A 15,179-nucleotide genomic window follows, 5' to 3' on the forward strand; every position below is an offset into this window, starting at 1 on the left:
AGCAGGGAAGTTACTCATTCCGCCGGAGACAAGCCAATGCCCGCAAATGTATGCGAACCGCTATTCTTACCCGTGTTGGGTCACAGGAACCCCAAAAGCCTGGTGATTACCACGAGCCGCGTTACCCCGATTACAGCAATACTCCGCGAGTGATATTCGACATAGCTTGTCGAAGCATCGCGATCATTTACCCCGCCGGGACAGCATCACGCGAGTGAATACGGCGTTGACCTGCATATATGGCAACCCGGAGACGTCAAACGCTCGCCGCAAGTGGCCGCAGTCACGGCGGCCCCACACTATGACCCAGGGCACGAATTCGGGACCGGTCGCGCGTCGCCGGGCCCGCATCGGTGCGGCAGATTATCCACGATAGTCGACCATATTGAATAAAAAACCCCGGCGAAACCGGGGCTTTTTATTTACGCTCACAATATTCGATTGTATTTGATCACGGGTTCCATCCGGTGAATTCTCCGACCGAGAAAACCTCGAACCTACCCTGGCGATCAGGCGCCGTAGACGGGCACCGGAGTCCGTTCCTTGGCCAACAGGTCTGCGACCACCGGCCCCAGTTCCGCGGGATCCCAGCGAGCGCCCTTGTCGGCCTGCGGCCCATGCGCCCAACCCTCGGCGACCCGGATCTTGCCGCCCTCGACCTCGAACACCTTGCCGGTCACGTCCCGCGACTCGACGCTGCCCAGCCACACCACCAGCGGGCTGACGTTCTCCGGTGCCATCGCGTCGAACGCCTGGCCCTGAGTGTTCATCATGTCGGCGAACACCGTCTCGGTCATCCGGGTGCGTGCCGACGGGGCGATCGCATTGACGGTCACCCCGTAGCGACCCATTTCGGCGGAGGCGACCAGGGTCATCGCGGCGATGCCCGCCTTGGCCGCCGAGTAGTTGGCCTGGCCGACGCTGCCCTGCAGGCCGGCGCCGGAGCTGGTGTTGATGATCCGCGCGTCCACCGTCTCGCCGGCCTTGGACTTGGCCCGCCAGTAGGCGGCCGCGTGCCGCATGGTGGCGAAGTGCCCCTTGAGGTGCACGGCGACGACGGCGTCGAACTCCTCTTCGCTGGTGTTGGCGAACATCCGGTCGCGCACGATGCCGGCGTTGTTGACCAGCACGTCCAGGCCCCCGAAGGTGTCGACCGCGGTCTGGATCAGCGCGGCGGCCTGCTCCCAGTCGGCGACGTTGGAGCCGTTGGCCACGGCTTCCCCACCGGCGGCGACGATCTCGTCGACCACGCTCTGCGCCGCGCTCCCACCACCGGCGGGCGAACCGTCCAGGCCCACACCGATGTCGTTGACGACAACCCGCGCGCCCTCAGCGGCGAAAGCCAGTGCGTGCGCCCGGCCGATGCCGCCGCCCGCTCCGGTGACGATGACCACGCGGCCGTCGAGAAGTCCCATCTGTGTTCTCTCCTTTATTTGTTGGCGCTCGTAGCTTGCAGGTAGGCCGGCGGCTCGCCGCCGCCGTGCGCTTCCAGGCTGGCACCGCTGATGTATGAGGCGGCGTCGGAAGCGAGAAAAGCTGCGGCCCAACCGATATCGGCGGGCTTGGCGAGCCGTCCCAGTGGCACGGTGGCGCAGACGGCGGCCATGGACTCGGCGTCGCCGTAGAACAGTTCGGACTGCTCGGTCTCGACCATGCCGACCACGACCGAGTTCACCCGAACCTTGGGTGCCCACTCGACGGCCAGCGTGGCGGTCAGGTTGTCGACGCCGGCCTTGGCGGCGCTGTAGGCCGCGGTGCCCGGTGAAGGCCGGTGGCCGCTGACGCTGGTGATGTTGACGATCGCGCCGCCGGCGTCCTGGGCTTGCATAACGGCATTGGCGTGCTGGGAGACCAGCAGCGGGGCCAGCAGGTTGAGTTCGATGATCTTGCGGCTGAAGTTGGCCGAGGCTTCGGCGGCCAGTGCGTGTGGGGAGCCGCCGGCGTTGTTGACCACCACATCCAGGCGGCCGTGCTTGGCGACGACCGCGTCGATCAAGCCCTTGACCGCCTCGTCATCGCGCACGTCGCAGGCATGGAACTCATACGGCAGGCCCTCGACCGGGCGCCGCGCGCAGGTCACCACCGTCGCGCCCTGCTCGGCGAAGACCGCGCTGATGCCCGCGCCGACGCCGCGGACTCCGCCGGTCACCAGAACGACTTTGCCGGTCAATCCGAAATCGAGGGCGCCAGCCCTGGGAACAGACATTGTGCTAGCGTACCAAGCAAGTGCTTGCTTAGGTAGCTCAGGTATTCCCCGCCCTACGAATCGACAGGGAAAGCGCAGGTTTTTTCGAATGCCGATCACAACAACCACCGTCGAACCGGGAATCGTCGCGGTCACCGTCGACTTCCCCCCGGTCAACGCCCTGCCCTCCCGCGCCTGGTTCGAGCTGGGCGACGTCATCACCGCCGCCGGCCGGGACATGGCCACCCACGTGGTGATCCTGCGGGCCGAGGGCCGCGGCTTCAACGCCGGCGTGGACATCAAGGAGATGCAGAACACCGAGGGCTTCACCGCGCTGATCGACGCCAACCGCGGTTGCTTCGCGGCGTTCAAGGCCGTCTACGAGTGCGAGGTGCCGGTGATCGCCGCGGTCAACGGTTTCTGCGTCGGCGGCGGGATCGGCCTGGTCGGCAACGCCGACGTGATCGTGGCGTCCGACGACGCCAAGTTCGGCCTGCCCGAGGTGGAGCGCGGCGCACTCGGTGCCGCCACCCACCTGTCCCGGCTGGTGCCGCAGCACATGATGCGCCGGTTGTTCTACACCGCGGCCACCGTGGACGCCGACACCCTGCACCGGTACGGCTCGGTGCACGAGGTGGTCCCGCGCGCCGAACTCGACGAAGCCGCACTGCGGGTGGCCCGCGACATCGCCGCCAAGGACACCCGGGTGATCCGGGCCGCCAAGGAGGCCCTGAATCTCATCGACGTGCAGAAGGTCAACTCCAGCTACCGGATGGAGCAGGGGTTTACCTTCGAGCTCAACCTCGCCGGCGTCGCCGACGAGCACCGCGACGCGTTCGCCGGCACCGAGAAGGGGAAGAAGTGAGCGGCAAGGTAACCACCCTCGACGAAGCCGTCGCCGAACTGCGCGACGGCATGACGATCGGGATCGGCGGCTGGGGTTCGCGCCGTAAGCCGATGGCGTTCGTCCGCGCCATCCTGCGCACCGACGTCAAGGACCTCACCGTGGTGACCTACGGGGGCCCGGATCTGGGCCTGCTGTGCTCGGCGGGCAAGGTCCGCCGGGTCTACTACGGATTCGTGTCCCTGGACTCCCCGCCGTTCTACGACCCGTGGTTCGCCAAGGCCCGCACCTCCGGCGCCATCGAGGCCCGTGAGATGGACGAGGGCATGCTGCGCTGCGGGCTGCAGGCCGCCGCCCAGCGACTGCCGTTCCTGCCGATCCGCGCGGGACTGGGCAGCTCGGTGATCGACTTCTGGGAGGGCGAGCTCAAGACCGTCACCTCGCCGTACCCGGTCTCGGCCGCCGACGGCGGCGGCCACGAGACGCTGGTCGCGATGCCCGCGCTGAACCTGGATGCCGCGTTCGTGCACATGAACCTCGGCGACGCCCGCGGCAACGCCGCCTACACCGGGATCGACCCGTATTTCGACGACCTGTTCCTGATGTCGGCACAGCGTCGCTTCCTGTCGGTGGAGAAGATCGTGCCCACCGAGGAATTGATCGCCAGCACCTCGCCGCAGACCCAGATCATCAACCGGATGATGGTGGACAAGGTGGTCGAGGCCCCCAACGGCGCCCACTTCACCATCGGCGCAGCCGATTACGGGCGCGACGAGAAGTTCCAGCGGCATTACGCCGAAGCCGCCAAGTCCGACGAGACCTGGGCGGAGTTCAAGGCCACCTACCTGTCCGGCAGCGAAGAGGACTACCAGGCTGCCGTCAAGGCATTCGGAGCGGAGGCACTCGCATGACCGACTCACCCACCCGCGCCGAGATCTGCGTGATCGCCTGCGCGGAGTTGTTCCGCGACGCCGGAGAGATCATGGCCTCACCCATGGCCACGGTGCCGTTGATCGGCGCCCGACTGGCCCGGCTGACCTTCTCCCCCGACCTGGTGCTCACCGACGGTGAAGCCCGCATCCTGGCCGACACCCCGGCGGTCGGCAAGGTCGGCCCGCTGGAGGGCTGGATGCCGTTCAACCGGGTCTTCGAGACCCTGTCGTGGGGCCGGCGCCATGTGATCATGGGCGCCAACCAGATCGACCGCTACGGTAACCAGAACCTGTCGGCGTTCGGGCCGCTGCAGCACCCGACCCGGCAGATGTTCGGGGTGCGGGGCGCACCGGGCAACACCATCAACCACACCACCAGCTACTGGGTGGGTGCCCACTCGTCGCGGGTGTTCTGCGACAGCGTCGACATCGTCTCCGGAATCGGTTACGACAAGGTGGATCCGGCCAACCCGGCGTTCCGGTTCTTCAACCTCGGCGGGGTGGTGACCAACCTCGGGGTATTCGACTTCGGCGGCCCCGAACACCAGATGCGTGCGGTATCCCTGCACCCGGGGGTGACTGCCGACGAGGTCACCGACAACACCACCTTCGAGGTCCACGGCCTGGCCGACGCCCCGAAGACCCGACTGCCCGAGGTCGAGGAGCTGCGGTTGATCCGCGAGGTCATCGACCCGAAGTCGCTGCGGGACAAAGAGGTCCGTTCCTAATGAGCCGGCTGAAGACCCCGCTGACCGAGCTGGTCGGCATCGACCATCCCGTCGTGCAGACCGGGATGGGCTGGGTGGCCGGGGCGCGACTGGTGTCGGCCACCGCCAACGCCGGCGGCTTGGGCATCCTGGCCTCGGCGACCATGACGATCGACGAACTGGCCACCGCCATCGCGAAGGTGAAGTCGGCCACCGACAAGCCGTTCGGCGTCAACATCCGCGCCGACGCCTCCGACGCCGGCGACCGGGTGGATCTGATGATCCGCGAGGGCGTCAAGGTGGCGTCGTTCGCGCTGGCCCCCAAGGCCGAGTTGATCGCCAAGCTCAAAGAGTCCGGCGCGGTGGTCATCCCGTCGGTCGGCGCGGCCAAGCACGCCAAGAAGGTGGCTTCCTGGGGCGCCGACGCGGTGATCGTGCAGGGCGGCGAAGGTGGCGGGCACACCGGCCCGGTCGCCACCACGCTGCTGCTGCCGTCGGTGCTCGATGCGGTCGCCGGCACCGGTGTGCAGGTGATCGCCGCCGGCGGCTTCTTCGACGGCCGGGGTCTGGCCGCCGCACTGTCCTACGGTGCGACCGGTGTCGCGATGGGCACCCGCTTCCTGCTGACATCCGACTCCACCGTTCCCGACGCGGTCAAGCAGCGCTACCTGGCCGCCGACCTCAGCGGCACCGTGGTCTCCACCCGGGTGGACGGCATGCCACACCGGGTGCTGCGTACCGAACTGGTGGAGAAGCTCGAAAGCGGTTCGCGGGCACGTGGTTTCAGTGCCGCCATCCGCAATGCCGCCAAGTTCAAGAAGATGTCGCAGATGAGCTGGCCCACCATGGTCCGTGACGGCTTGGCGATGCGGCACGGCAAAGAGCTGACCTGGTCGCAGGTTCTGATGGCCGCCAACACCCCGATGCTGCTCAAAGCCGGCCTGGTGGAAGGCAACACCGAAGCCGGCGTGCTGGCCTCGGGGCAGGTCGCCGGCATTCTGGACAGTCTGCCGTCGTGCGCTGAGCTGATCGAGGGGATCGTCGCCGACGCCGTCGAACACCTGCGGGCCGCGTCGACGCTCATCGACAGCCCCTGAGCCGCCGTCACCGCTTTGTCGTCGGGAAACAACGCCGGCGACGGACTTGGTCGGCCCGCCACATGGTCGCTCACCCGTCTTCTGGATAGCTTTCAGCGCGGACGCGAAGCCAGAAGCCCACACCGAGAACCAGATTCAACGCCTCGCGTTCGATCGGAAACATTCCATCGATCCGCTAGGCGGAGAATCGAAGTCGGTCATGATCCTTAATCTCGCCCCCATCGCCTTGGTCCTGGTGTTGGTCCTGTGGCCCATCCTGTTGCCCGCTGCGATCAGCGGATACCACGCGATCGACGACGTGCGGAAGAACTCGAGGGCTCAGCGCAATACCGCGCTGTGAAGCCAGTGGCAGAGCACCAGCGCCAGTTCCACCTCGATGCGATCGTCGATCGGGCGGCCACGTCGCTGCTCGGCCCGCTGAACCCGGTATTTCACCGTGTTGAAATGCATGTTCAGTTCCGCGGCGGCAGCCTTGTAGCTTGAGCCGGCCTGCAGGAAGACCCGCAACGTCTCCCGCAGTCGCTGGTCGCTCTCCGTGGTCGACGCGAGCGGGCCGAGGACATCGCAGACCCATCCCCGTGCCGCGGTCAGGTTCTCGCTGAGCAGTGCCGCCACGGCCAGGCCCGGATCGGCGTTGGCGACGACGCGCTGATCCTGCCCACCTGCGGCCAGTGCAACGGTGTGCGCGGCCACCGCCTGCCGATGGGAGTGCCGGAAACCGTCGACACCGGAGAGCGGATCGCCGATGGCCAGCGACGGGAGCTGGGGATGCCGTTCGGCGAACCGGCGCGCGCACGTCACCGCATCGTCGGTGGCGGCGGCGGTGAGCGGAATCCAGCCCCAGGCGGTCACCGTGTCCGCCGCCACGAACAGCGGCGCACCGTGGCTTCCCAGATTCTCGCCCAGGTCACGGATGAATCGCTCCATCCGGCCCAGTTCGTCACCCTGGCCGGTCTCGCGGCACCAGATGACCACGGCGAGGTGTGATCGGCGCAGCGGATATCCGATCGCAGCACTGGTCGCGTCGACGTCGGCGACGTCGGTGTCGGTCTCCAACAGCTCACCGACCCGCAGTGCTCGCGTACTGTTCTGCGTCTCCAGCCACCGATCGCGTTCGCTTTGATAGGTGGCGATCACCTGCTGTGAGATCCAGTCGATGTAGTTGAAGGTCGTGACGGTGATCTGGCGGAGCATGTCCAGGCTGCGTTGCGGGTCCAGGCCGGTGTCGCGGACCTCGTCCAGCACCACGCCGAGCAGGGTCTGCTGACCGAGCCGGTAGGCGCGGACCAGTGCATTGACCGACACGCCGCGCTGGGCCAACCGCCGCGCATATTCGAGCGCGGCGGTCGGGGGCTCGACATTGGTGATCGGTATGTCGTGGCGAAGGGCCGAAAACAACGTGTCGACGTTGCCCTCGGTGCTGTCCCGCAACAGGTCCAGCAGCTGGGGGTCCCCGCGCAGTTCGGAGATCTCGTCAACCAGGTGCTGGTAGATGGCCGCGGTGACGTCATCGATGCGACCGGACAATCGCGCCGCGATGGCCGCCGCAGAATGGGCGATCGCAGCGGCCCCCACCGACTCAGGCTCCGCCATGAACAAATCGTAGAACCCGATCTACAGCTGAGCACGCCGTTCAGTCCGATTACTTGTTGCCGGGAGACAACTGCGATCCCAGACATGATCGCCGCGAAACATAGCGCCGAGGGCAGCACGCAAATTAGTTTCCATGAATCTCACGAAGGCCACGGCCGGTCAGGAACGGTTATGAAACTCAGCGCACTACCGGATCTCCGCGCCGGACAGGCTCCGGCGGGTTCGGCGGTTGCCGACGATCGGATGAGCCTTACCAACGCGGAGTTACTCACCGCCGTGCAGCGTGCCGCGGTAACGCTGCGCGAACGCGGCATATCAGCCGGCGACGTCGTGGCCGTCATGCTGCCCAACAGCATCGAGTTCGTCGTGGCGCTCTTCGCGGCCTGGCGAATCGGCGCCGCGGTCACCCCCGTCAATCCGTCCCTGGTGGCCGACGAAGTCGGCTACCAGATCGGCGACGCCGGTGCAGCGCTGCTGATCGCCGGCGAGCCGCTCGCATCGGCACCCGTTCCGACGGTGACTCCCAGGGAACTCTCCGACGGCGACCCGACCGCCGACACCGGCCCTACCGGGCAGGACGGCCAGACGCTGGCCCTGCTCATCTACACCAGCGGCACCACCGGTCGTCCGAAGGGCGTGATGCTCAGCCACGCCAACCTGATCGCGATGTGCGACATGGTGATCGAGGCATTCGAGTTGACCGGCGCCGACCGCAGCCTGCTCATACTGCCGCTGTTCCACGTCAACGGCATCGTGGTGAGCGTGTTGTCACCGCTGCTTGCCGGCGGCAGCACCGTCATCGCCGGCCGGTTCAGCCCGGACGCGTTCTTCGGACTCGTCGAGCGCCACCGGCCCACCTATTTCTCGGCCGTACCCACCATCTACACGATGCTGTGCAATCTGCCCGACGAGATCCGGCCCGATACGTCCAGCCTGCGTTTTGCCGTCTGCGGGGCGGCACCGGCCAGTGTGGAATTGCTCGCCGCATTCGAATCCCGCTACGGCACACCGATCATCGAAGGCTACGGGTTGTCCGAGGGGACCTGCGCCAGCACCGGAAACCCGTTGCACGGAATCCGCAAGGCGGGGACCGTCGGGCTGCCGCTGCCCGGACAGCAGATCCGGGTGGTGGGCCCCGACGGCAGCGAGGTGGCGGCCGGCGAGACCGGCGAGGTACTGATCAAGGGCCCCAACGTCATGCGCGGCTATCTCAACCGGCCCGAGGAGACGGCGAAGACGATCGTCGACGGCTGGTTGCACACCGGGGACGTCGGGCGCGTCGACGAGGACGGCTATCTGGTGCTGGTGGATCGGGCCAAGGACATGATCATCCGCGGCGGCGAGAACATCTACCCGAAGGAGATCGAGAGCGTCGTCTACCGACTCCCCGGGGTCATGGAGGCCGCCGTGATCGGCCGGCCGAATCCGGTGTACGGCGAAGTTCCGGTGCTCTACGTCTCCCTGAAGCCGGGCGCCACCGACGACGTCGAGGGGATCGCTGCCCATCTGCAGCGTTCGCTCTCGAAATACAAACGGCCGGTGGCAATCACGATCATCGACGATCTTCCCAAGAATCCGATCGGCAAGATCGACAAGCCGACACTGCGCAGCCGCGACAGCCACACCGCCTGAACCTCAAGAAGAAGGAGCGCAATCATGGGGCTAACCACGCCGGACCTGCCCGACGTCGATCCGGACGAATTCCTCGCCAAACCCCTGATGGAGCGTGTTCGGATACTCGCCACGAACTGGGTGGATCACGGGTTCGGGTCGCCGCGCATGGTGCACGCGATCTACCTGTCCAAACTGCTCTTCTTCTTCGTGCTCGGCGGCATCACCGTCGCGACGGCCACCTCGGGCCTGCCGGCCTTCTGGCACGTGTCGCAGTGGTGGAACGAGCCGATCGTCTATCAGAAGGTGATCCTGTGGACCGTGCTGCTCGAAGCCGTCGGCGTGGCGGGTGCGTGGGGGCCGTTGTGCGGCAAGGTCAAACCGATGACCGGCGGAATACTGTTCTGGGCGAAGCCGGGAACGATTCGGTTGCGGCCGTGGTCATGGGTGCCGTTCACCGCCGGTGACCGCCGTACCCGATTCGACGTCGCCGTCTATCTGCTGTTGCTGGCGGTCCTCGCCGCCGCACTCACCGGTCCGGGAAAGTACTGCGACTCGCTCGCGCAGGCCCGGCCGCACAACGCCTCCGGATTGGTGTCCCCGGTATTGCTCGGCACGATCATCGTGTTGCTCATCGTGATCGGACTGCGGGACAAGACAGTATTCCTGGCGGCTCGAGGCGAGCAGTACCTGCCCGCACTGTTCTTCTTCGCCGCGCTGCCGTTCTCGCATTTCACCGACATGATCGTCGCGTTGAAGCTGCTGATCGTGGTGGTGTGGGTGGGCGCCGGTGTCTCGAAGTTCGGCAAGCACTTCGCCAATGTCATCCCGCCGATGATCAGCAACACTCCGCTGGTGCCGTTCAATGCGCTGAAACGCTTGCAGTACCGCGATTTTCCCCGCGATCTGCGTCCGTCGCGGACTGCCGAGGCGATGGCGCACGTCCTCGGTACGACCGTCGAAGTCATCACCCCGTTGGTCCTGCTCTTCTCCACCGACGTACGGCTGACCCTGGCGGCGGCGGCGTTGATGGTCTGCTTCCACCTGTTCATCATCTCCACCTTCCCGCTGGCGGTGCCGCTGGAATGGAATGCGGTCTTCGCCTATGCCACGGTCTTTCTGTTCCTGGGTTTCCCGGCCGGTGACGGCTATGCGGTCGGTGACATGTCCTCGCCGTGGCTGACGCTGGCCATCGTGGCGGCCCTGCTGTTCTTCCCGGTGCTGGGCAATTTCCGCCCGGACAAGGTGTCCTTCCTGCCGTCACTGCGCCAGTACTCCGGCAACTGGGCGTCGGCTGTGTGGGCGTTCGCGCCGGGTGCCGAGGCGAAACTGAACAGCGTCACCCGCCCGGCGAAGAATCTCGTGGACCAGTTCGTCGACTTCGGCTACGAACCGATCTGGGCCGAGATCACCACCCAGCAGGCGATCGCCTGGCGGGCCATGCACAGTCAGGGGCGGGGATTGTTCTCGGTGCTGCTGAAGAATCTCGCCGACATCGATTCACGCACCGTTCGGGAAGCGGAGTTCGCGTGTAACTCGCTGATCGGATTCAACTTCGGTGACGGTCACCTGCATAACGCGGAGATGGTCGCCGCCGTGCAACGCGAGGCCGGGTTCGAGCCGGGCGAACTGGTGGTCGTCTGGGTCGAGTCGCAGGCGTGGGCCAGCACGGTGCAGCATTATCAGGTGATCGATGCGGCGTTGGGGGTGACGGAGCGGGGCACCTGGAAGGTCGCCGACGCGGTCGCCGAGCAACCGTGGCTGCCGAACGGGCCGATCCCGACCCAGGTCACCTGGACCCTGTCGGGAGGGGCCGCCCACACCGGCCGCCACCGTCGGCGCCGTCAGGGCGCGTCCGCGTGACATCCGCGGTCGTGGTGGGCGGCGGGCCCAACGGGCTCGCCGCCGCGGTCACGTTGGCGGCCGAAGGCGTCGACGTCACGGTGCTGGAGGCGGCCGACGAGGTCGGCGGCGGCGCCCGATCGAGCGAGGCGATCGTCCCCGGACTGCTCCACGACCACTGCTCTGCGATTCACCCGATGGCTGTCGGCTCCCCTTTCCTCAACGGCTTGAATCTGGAGCGTCGCGGCCTGCGCTGGCTTTGGCCGGAGATCGACTGCGCACACCCGTTGGACGACGGCACCGCCGGGATCCTGCATCGTTCGGTCGACGACACCGCCGCCGGCCTCGGCGCCGACGGTCGGCGCTGGCGACTGCTGTTCGGCCCGTCCGCAGAACGGTTCGACGCCCTGTCGTCCGCGATCACCGGCCCCCTGTTGCGGGTACCGGATCACCCGTTGGCGTTGGCCCGGTTCGGGGCACCGACCGTGCTGCCCGCATCCGCCGTGGCACGACTGTTCCGCACCGAGGGGGCCCGGGCACTGTTCGGTGGCGTTGCGGCGCATACCTTCCGGCCGTTGCACTATCCGATGACCGCAGCCATCGGTATCGGTATCATCACCGCCGGCCACCGGTACGGTTGGCCGGTCGCTGCCGGCGGCTCGCAATCGATCACCGATGCGCTGGTGGATCTATTGGTCGATCTGGGCGGCAAGATCGAGACCGGGGTCCGGGTCGAGTCCGCCACTCAGCTGCCGCGCACCGATGTGACGCTGTTCGACCTCGCACCCGGCGCGGTCGCCGATATCCTCGGCGACCTGCTGCCCGCGCGGGTGTCGCGCGCCTACCGCAGATTCCGGCACGGTCCGGGCGCTTTCAAGGTGGACTTCGCCGTCGAGGGCGGAGTCGGTTGGACCAACCCCGAGGCACACCGGGCCGGCACCGTCCACCTCGGCGGCGACTACGCCGAACTCGCCGCCACCGAACGGGACATCCACGCCGGGAGAATGCCGGAGCGCCCGTTCGTATTGGTGGGGCAGCAGTATCTGGCCGACCCGGGTCGGGCGGCGGGCGACATCGTGCCGGTGTGGACCTACGCCCATGTGCCGCACGGCTACACCGGCGACGCGACCGCGGCGATCATCAGCCAGATCGAGCGATTCGCCCCGGGGTTCCGCGACCGGATCGTCGGGCAGGCGGTGCGGTCGACGACCGAGATGTCGGTCTACAACCCCAACTACGTGGGCGGTGACATCATCACCGGCGCCAAGGACATCCGGCAACTGGTATTCGGACCCCGCACCACGCTGAACCCCTATTCGCTGGGCATACCGGGGAGCTACATCTGCTCGGCGGCAACGCCTCCCGGACCGGGGGCGCACGGCATGTGCGGTTTTCACGCCGCACGGTCCGCCCTCAAGCACCTCAGCCGCGTCGGCTGAGCCGCCCGGTCAGACCTCGACGACCATCAGGGTGTGCCCGGTCGGGTCACGGAACATGAACAGCGGCGGGACGGGGTCGCCCATCCGGGACACCTGGTCGTCGACGTCGACGCCGAGGTCGCGCATGGCGGCATGGGTGGCGTCGATGTCATCGGTGTTCAACGTGATGCCGGTGTCGACGGCTGTGACCGGCCCGCTGTCGGGCGGCGGCGGGGCCAGCGCGATACCGGTCCCGCCGGTGGGCGGGTAGACCTCGATCCAGCGGTACCCGTCGCCGAACGCCTCGTCGGTGCGCTTCTCGAAGCCCAGCGCCTCGTAGAACGCGACCGCCCTGTCCTGCTCGACGGTCGGCACGCATACCAGGTTGATCGTCTTCAAACCGACCTCGACAGCACCCATCTCACTTACCCCATCTCCATGTGTACAGCGTCCACATCTACTATGTTGACACCGTACACTTCTACGCGAGGGGACTGTCAAGAGTTGGTCGGCACGAAGTCCGGATATCACCACGGCGATCTATGCACAGCACTGGTGGACGCCGGCCTGGAACTCACGCGCACCGGTGGCCCGGAGGCGCTGACCGTGCGGGCGGCGACGCGGCGCGCGGGCGTGTCCCCCAATGCCGCCTATCGCCACTTCGCCGATCGTGAGGCATTGCTGCAGGCGGTGGCCGTCGCGATCGGGGACCGGATGGCGTCCCGCATGCTGGCCCCGTCGCACCCGCGCGGGACCCCGCAGCACCGGGCCCGCCGGCGGCTACGTGCCGTGGGCCTGGGCTATATCGGGTTCGCCCTCGACGAGCCCGGTTGGTTCAGCGTGGCCTTCTTCGGCTCCGGCTCCGCGGCCCTCGGCGACGGCCCCGTCCCGTCGCCGTTCCAGGCGTTGGTCGAAGCCCTCGATGCGATGATGGACGCCGGTGCCCTGCAACCGAATCGGCGCGCCGGAGCGGAGTGGCCGTGCTGGTCGGCAGTGCACGGGTTCGCCGAACTGGCCCTGCGCGGCCCGCTGCGGGGTACCCCGCGCGCCGATCTGGACGTGTTGGCCCAGCGAACGGTCGATGACATCATCACCGGGATCGCCGGTTAACTACGCTGGTGGATTCCTCTGCCGACCGCGATCACGAAGGCCGCGAGATCGCGAGTCAGGTCGTCCATCGACCGCGCCGGGTCACTCGGGTGTAGAAAGTCGGCGATGGTCTCGAACAGTCCCCCGACGGTGGCCACCGCCATCGCCCGGTAGTCGACGACGTCCCCGGTTTTCGCGTGGCTGCGCCAGAACGCTTCCAATGCCGCGGCCGCCCACTGCCGGTTCTCCCGACGTAGGTCCTCGACGCGCTGGGAGATTCCGGTGCACTCCCGAAACGACACCACCGCGACCCGCGGGTCTTCGACCAGTGCCCGCGCGAACACCGTCAGAACCCGCCGCGCGGTCCCCTCTTCGGTGTCGTCCACCGCGTCCTTCAGCTCTTCGGAGACCTGCTCCTTGATGCGCTCACCGATCTCACTCAGCAACGCCAGGAAGCAGTCTTCCTTGCTGTCGAACAGTTCGTAGAACGCCTTGTTGCCCACGTAGGCCGTCTGGCAGATCTGCTCGATCGAGGTGTTGGTGTACCCGTCTCGGGCAAACAAGTCGAATGCTGCGTCCAAGAGCTGCGTACGGCGCTGGGCGCGGCGCTGCTCGGCGTCCAGCCCGCGGATCTTGCGACCCGCGGGCGTCTCCGTCGTCGTCACTGCCATAACCCGGAATTTTAGCCGTCGAGCCGTTCGATGATGGTGACGTTAGCGGTGCCACCGCCTTCACACATCGTCTGCAGGCCGTACCGACCACCGGTGCGCTCGAGCTCGTTGAGCATGGTGGTGAACAGCTTGGCTCCGGTGGCCCCCAGCGGGTGACCGAGCGCGATCGCCCCGCCGTTGGGGTTGACCTTGGCCGGGTCGATCGGGAACTCCTTGTTCCAGGCCTGCACGACCGAGGCGAACGCCTCGTTGATCTCAACGACGTCGATGTCGTCGATGCTCAGCCCGGTCTTCTCCAGCGCGTAGCGGGTGGCCGGGATCGGGCCGGTCAGCATGATCACCGGGTCGTCACCGCGGGCGCTGATGTGGTGGATCCGGGCACGCGGCTTGAGACCGTGCGCCTGTACTGCGCTTTCCGAGGCCAGCAGCACCGCCGCGGACCCGTCACAGATCTGGCTGGACACCGCCGCGGTCAACCGGCCCCCCTCGATGAGGGTCTTGAGGCCGGCCATCTTCTCCAGGGTGGACTCACGCGGGCACTCGTCGGTGCGGAACTCGGTGCCGTCCACGTTGACCGGGATGATCTCGTTGTCGAAGCGGCCCTCGGCGATCGCGGCGAACGCCCGCTGGTGGCTCTGCAGCGCGAACCGCTCCATGTCCTCGCGGGAGATGTCCCAGCGCTCGGCGATCGCCTCGGCGCCACGGAACTGCGAGACCTCGGCGTCGCCGTAGCGTGCCAGCCACTTCTTGGACTCGTTGGTCGGCGAGGTGAAGCCGAACTGCTCACCGACGACCATCGCCGAGGAGATCGGGATCCAGCTCATGTTCTGCACGCCGCCGGCGACGATCAGGTCCGCGGTGCGGCTCATGATGGCCTGGGCGCCGAAGGAGATCGCCTGCTGCGACGAACCGCACTGCCGGTCCACGGTCACCCCGGGCACGCCCTCCGGGTAGCCGGCAGCCAGCCAGGCCAGCCGGCCGATGTTGCCGGCCTGGCCGCCGACCGCATCCACACAGCCCACCACCACGTCGTCGACGGCGGCCGGGTCGATCCCGACCCGGTCCAGCAGACCGTTGAAAGCCAACGCGCCCAAGTCGATCGGATGGATCCCGGCCAGCGACCCGTTGCGCTTGCCGACCGCGGTGCGCACGGCATCGATGACGTAAGCCTCAGATACTTCAGCGGCCAT

Annotated in this window: 15 protein-coding genes; 9 read left to right on the forward strand and 6 right to left on the reverse strand. The window is 67.2% G+C overall.

The annotated features are described in order from the left end of the window. Positions 1-509 precede the first annotated feature (509 nt). Positions 510-1,415 (reverse strand): SDR family oxidoreductase, encoded by a 906-nt coding sequence (locus tag RCP38_RS17250; RefSeq protein ID WP_308474144.1) that lies wholly within the window; start codon positions 1,413-1,415, stop codon positions 510-512. A gap of 14 nt (positions 1,416-1,429) precedes the next feature. After that, entirely contained in the window at positions 1,430-2,206 is a 777-nt protein-coding gene (locus RCP38_RS17255; protein ID WP_308474145.1) for an SDR family oxidoreductase, read from the reverse strand. 88 nt (positions 2,207-2,294) lie between these two features. Here RCP38_RS17255 and echA20 point away from each other — a divergent pair, with 88 nt between their 5' ends. The 5 genes from echA20 to RCP38_RS17280 all read left to right on the forward strand — a co-directional run bounded on the left by echA20 (position 2,295) and on the right by RCP38_RS17280 (position 6,105). Beyond that, positions 2,295-3,050 (forward strand): (7aS)-7a-methyl-1,5-dioxo-2,3,5,6,7,7a-hexahydro-1H-indene-carboxyl-CoA hydrolase, encoded by a 756-nt coding sequence (echA20, locus tag RCP38_RS17260; protein WP_308474146.1) that lies wholly within the window; start codon positions 2,295-2,297, stop codon positions 3,048-3,050. Further along, positions 3,047-3,940 carry a cholesterol ring-cleaving hydrolase subunit IpdA gene (gene ipdA, locus RCP38_RS17265; RefSeq protein WP_308474147.1) on the forward strand — a complete coding sequence of 298 codons (894 nt, stop codon included), beginning with the start codon at positions 3,047-3,049 and terminating at the stop codon, positions 3,938-3,940. Before echA20 ends, ipdA begins: the two co-directional genes overlap by 4 nt. Further along, positions 3,937-4,689 carry a cholesterol ring-cleaving hydrolase subunit IpdB gene (gene ipdB, locus RCP38_RS17270; RefSeq protein WP_308474148.1) on the forward strand — a complete coding sequence of 251 codons (753 nt, stop codon included), beginning with the start codon at positions 3,937-3,939 and terminating at the stop codon, positions 4,687-4,689. The genes ipdA and ipdB overlap by 4 nt, the downstream gene beginning before the upstream one ends. After that, positions 4,689-5,765 carry a (3aS,4S,5R,7aS)-5-hydroxy-7a-methyl-1-oxo-octahydro-1H-indene-4-carboxyl-CoA dehydrogenase gene (gene ipdC, locus RCP38_RS17275; RefSeq protein WP_308474149.1) on the forward strand — a complete coding sequence of 359 codons (1,077 nt, stop codon included), beginning with the start codon at positions 4,689-4,691 and terminating at the stop codon, positions 5,763-5,765. The genes ipdB and ipdC overlap by 1 nt, the downstream gene beginning before the upstream one ends. 199 nt (positions 5,766-5,964) lie before the next feature. Then, entirely contained in the window at positions 5,965-6,105 is a 141-nt protein-coding gene (locus tag RCP38_RS17280) for a hypothetical protein (RefSeq protein WP_308474150.1), read from the forward strand. On the opposite strand, the gene RCP38_RS17285 is transcribed toward RCP38_RS17280, so the two are convergent. Further along, positions 6,084-7,358: a PucR family transcriptional regulator gene (locus RCP38_RS17285; RefSeq protein ID WP_308474151.1), complete on the reverse strand. Its 1,275-nt coding sequence runs from the start codon at positions 7,356-7,358 to the stop codon at positions 6,084-6,086. The two genes, RCP38_RS17280 and RCP38_RS17285, sit on opposite strands and share 22 nt — an antisense overlap. A gap of 171 nt (positions 7,359-7,529) precedes the next feature. Between RCP38_RS17285 and RCP38_RS17290 the strand changes: the two genes are divergently transcribed. Genes RCP38_RS17290 through RCP38_RS17300 form a run of 3 tightly spaced genes read left to right on the forward strand, consistent with a single transcriptional unit; the run spans position 7,530 to position 12,250 of the window. Then, the gene (locus RCP38_RS17290) at positions 7,530-8,990 is read left to right on the forward strand and encodes a class I adenylate-forming enzyme family protein (RefSeq protein ID WP_308477378.1); all 1,461 of its coding nucleotides are present in this window, start codon (positions 7,530-7,532) and stop codon (positions 8,988-8,990) included. Between the two features lie 24 nt (positions 8,991-9,014). Continuing rightward, the gene (locus tag RCP38_RS17295) at positions 9,015-10,832 is read left to right on the forward strand and encodes a DUF3556 domain-containing protein (protein ID WP_308474152.1); all 1,818 of its coding nucleotides are present in this window, start codon (positions 9,015-9,017) and stop codon (positions 10,830-10,832) included. Further along, positions 10,829-12,250 (forward strand): phytoene desaturase family protein, encoded by a 1,422-nt coding sequence (locus RCP38_RS17300; RefSeq protein ID WP_308474153.1) that lies wholly within the window; start codon positions 10,829-10,831, stop codon positions 12,248-12,250. Before RCP38_RS17295 ends, RCP38_RS17300 begins: the two co-directional genes overlap by 4 nt. 9 nt (positions 12,251-12,259) lie before the next feature. Here RCP38_RS17300 and RCP38_RS17305 read toward each other — a convergent pair whose 3' ends face one another. Next, positions 12,260-12,649 (reverse strand): VOC family protein, encoded by a 390-nt coding sequence (locus RCP38_RS17305; RefSeq protein ID WP_308474154.1) that lies wholly within the window; start codon positions 12,647-12,649, stop codon positions 12,260-12,262. Positions 12,650-12,733: 84 nt separating this feature from the next. Here RCP38_RS17305 and RCP38_RS17310 point away from each other — a divergent pair, with 84 nt between their 5' ends. Beyond that, complete coding sequence (locus tag RCP38_RS17310) at positions 12,734-13,339, forward strand: TetR/AcrR family transcriptional regulator (protein ID WP_308474155.1); 606 nt, start codon at positions 12,734-12,736, stop codon at positions 13,337-13,339. Here the strand turns inward: RCP38_RS17310 and RCP38_RS17315 are convergent. Continuing rightward, positions 13,336-13,989, reverse strand: coding sequence for a TetR/AcrR family transcriptional regulator (locus RCP38_RS17315; protein ID WP_308474156.1), 654 nt, complete (start codon positions 13,987-13,989; stop codon positions 13,336-13,338). The genes RCP38_RS17310 and RCP38_RS17315 overlap by 4 nt on opposite strands. An 11-nt stretch (positions 13,990-14,000) precedes the next feature. Beyond that, positions 14,001-15,179: a steroid 3-ketoacyl-CoA thiolase FadA6 gene (fadA6, locus tag RCP38_RS17320; RefSeq protein WP_308474157.1), complete on the reverse strand. Its 1,179-nt coding sequence runs from the start codon at positions 15,177-15,179 to the stop codon at positions 14,001-14,003.

This window comes from Mycolicibacter sp. MU0083 (genome assembly GCF_963378075.1).
GTDB lineage: Bacteria > Actinomycetota > Actinomycetes > Mycobacteriales > Mycobacteriaceae > Mycobacterium > Mycobacterium kokjensenii.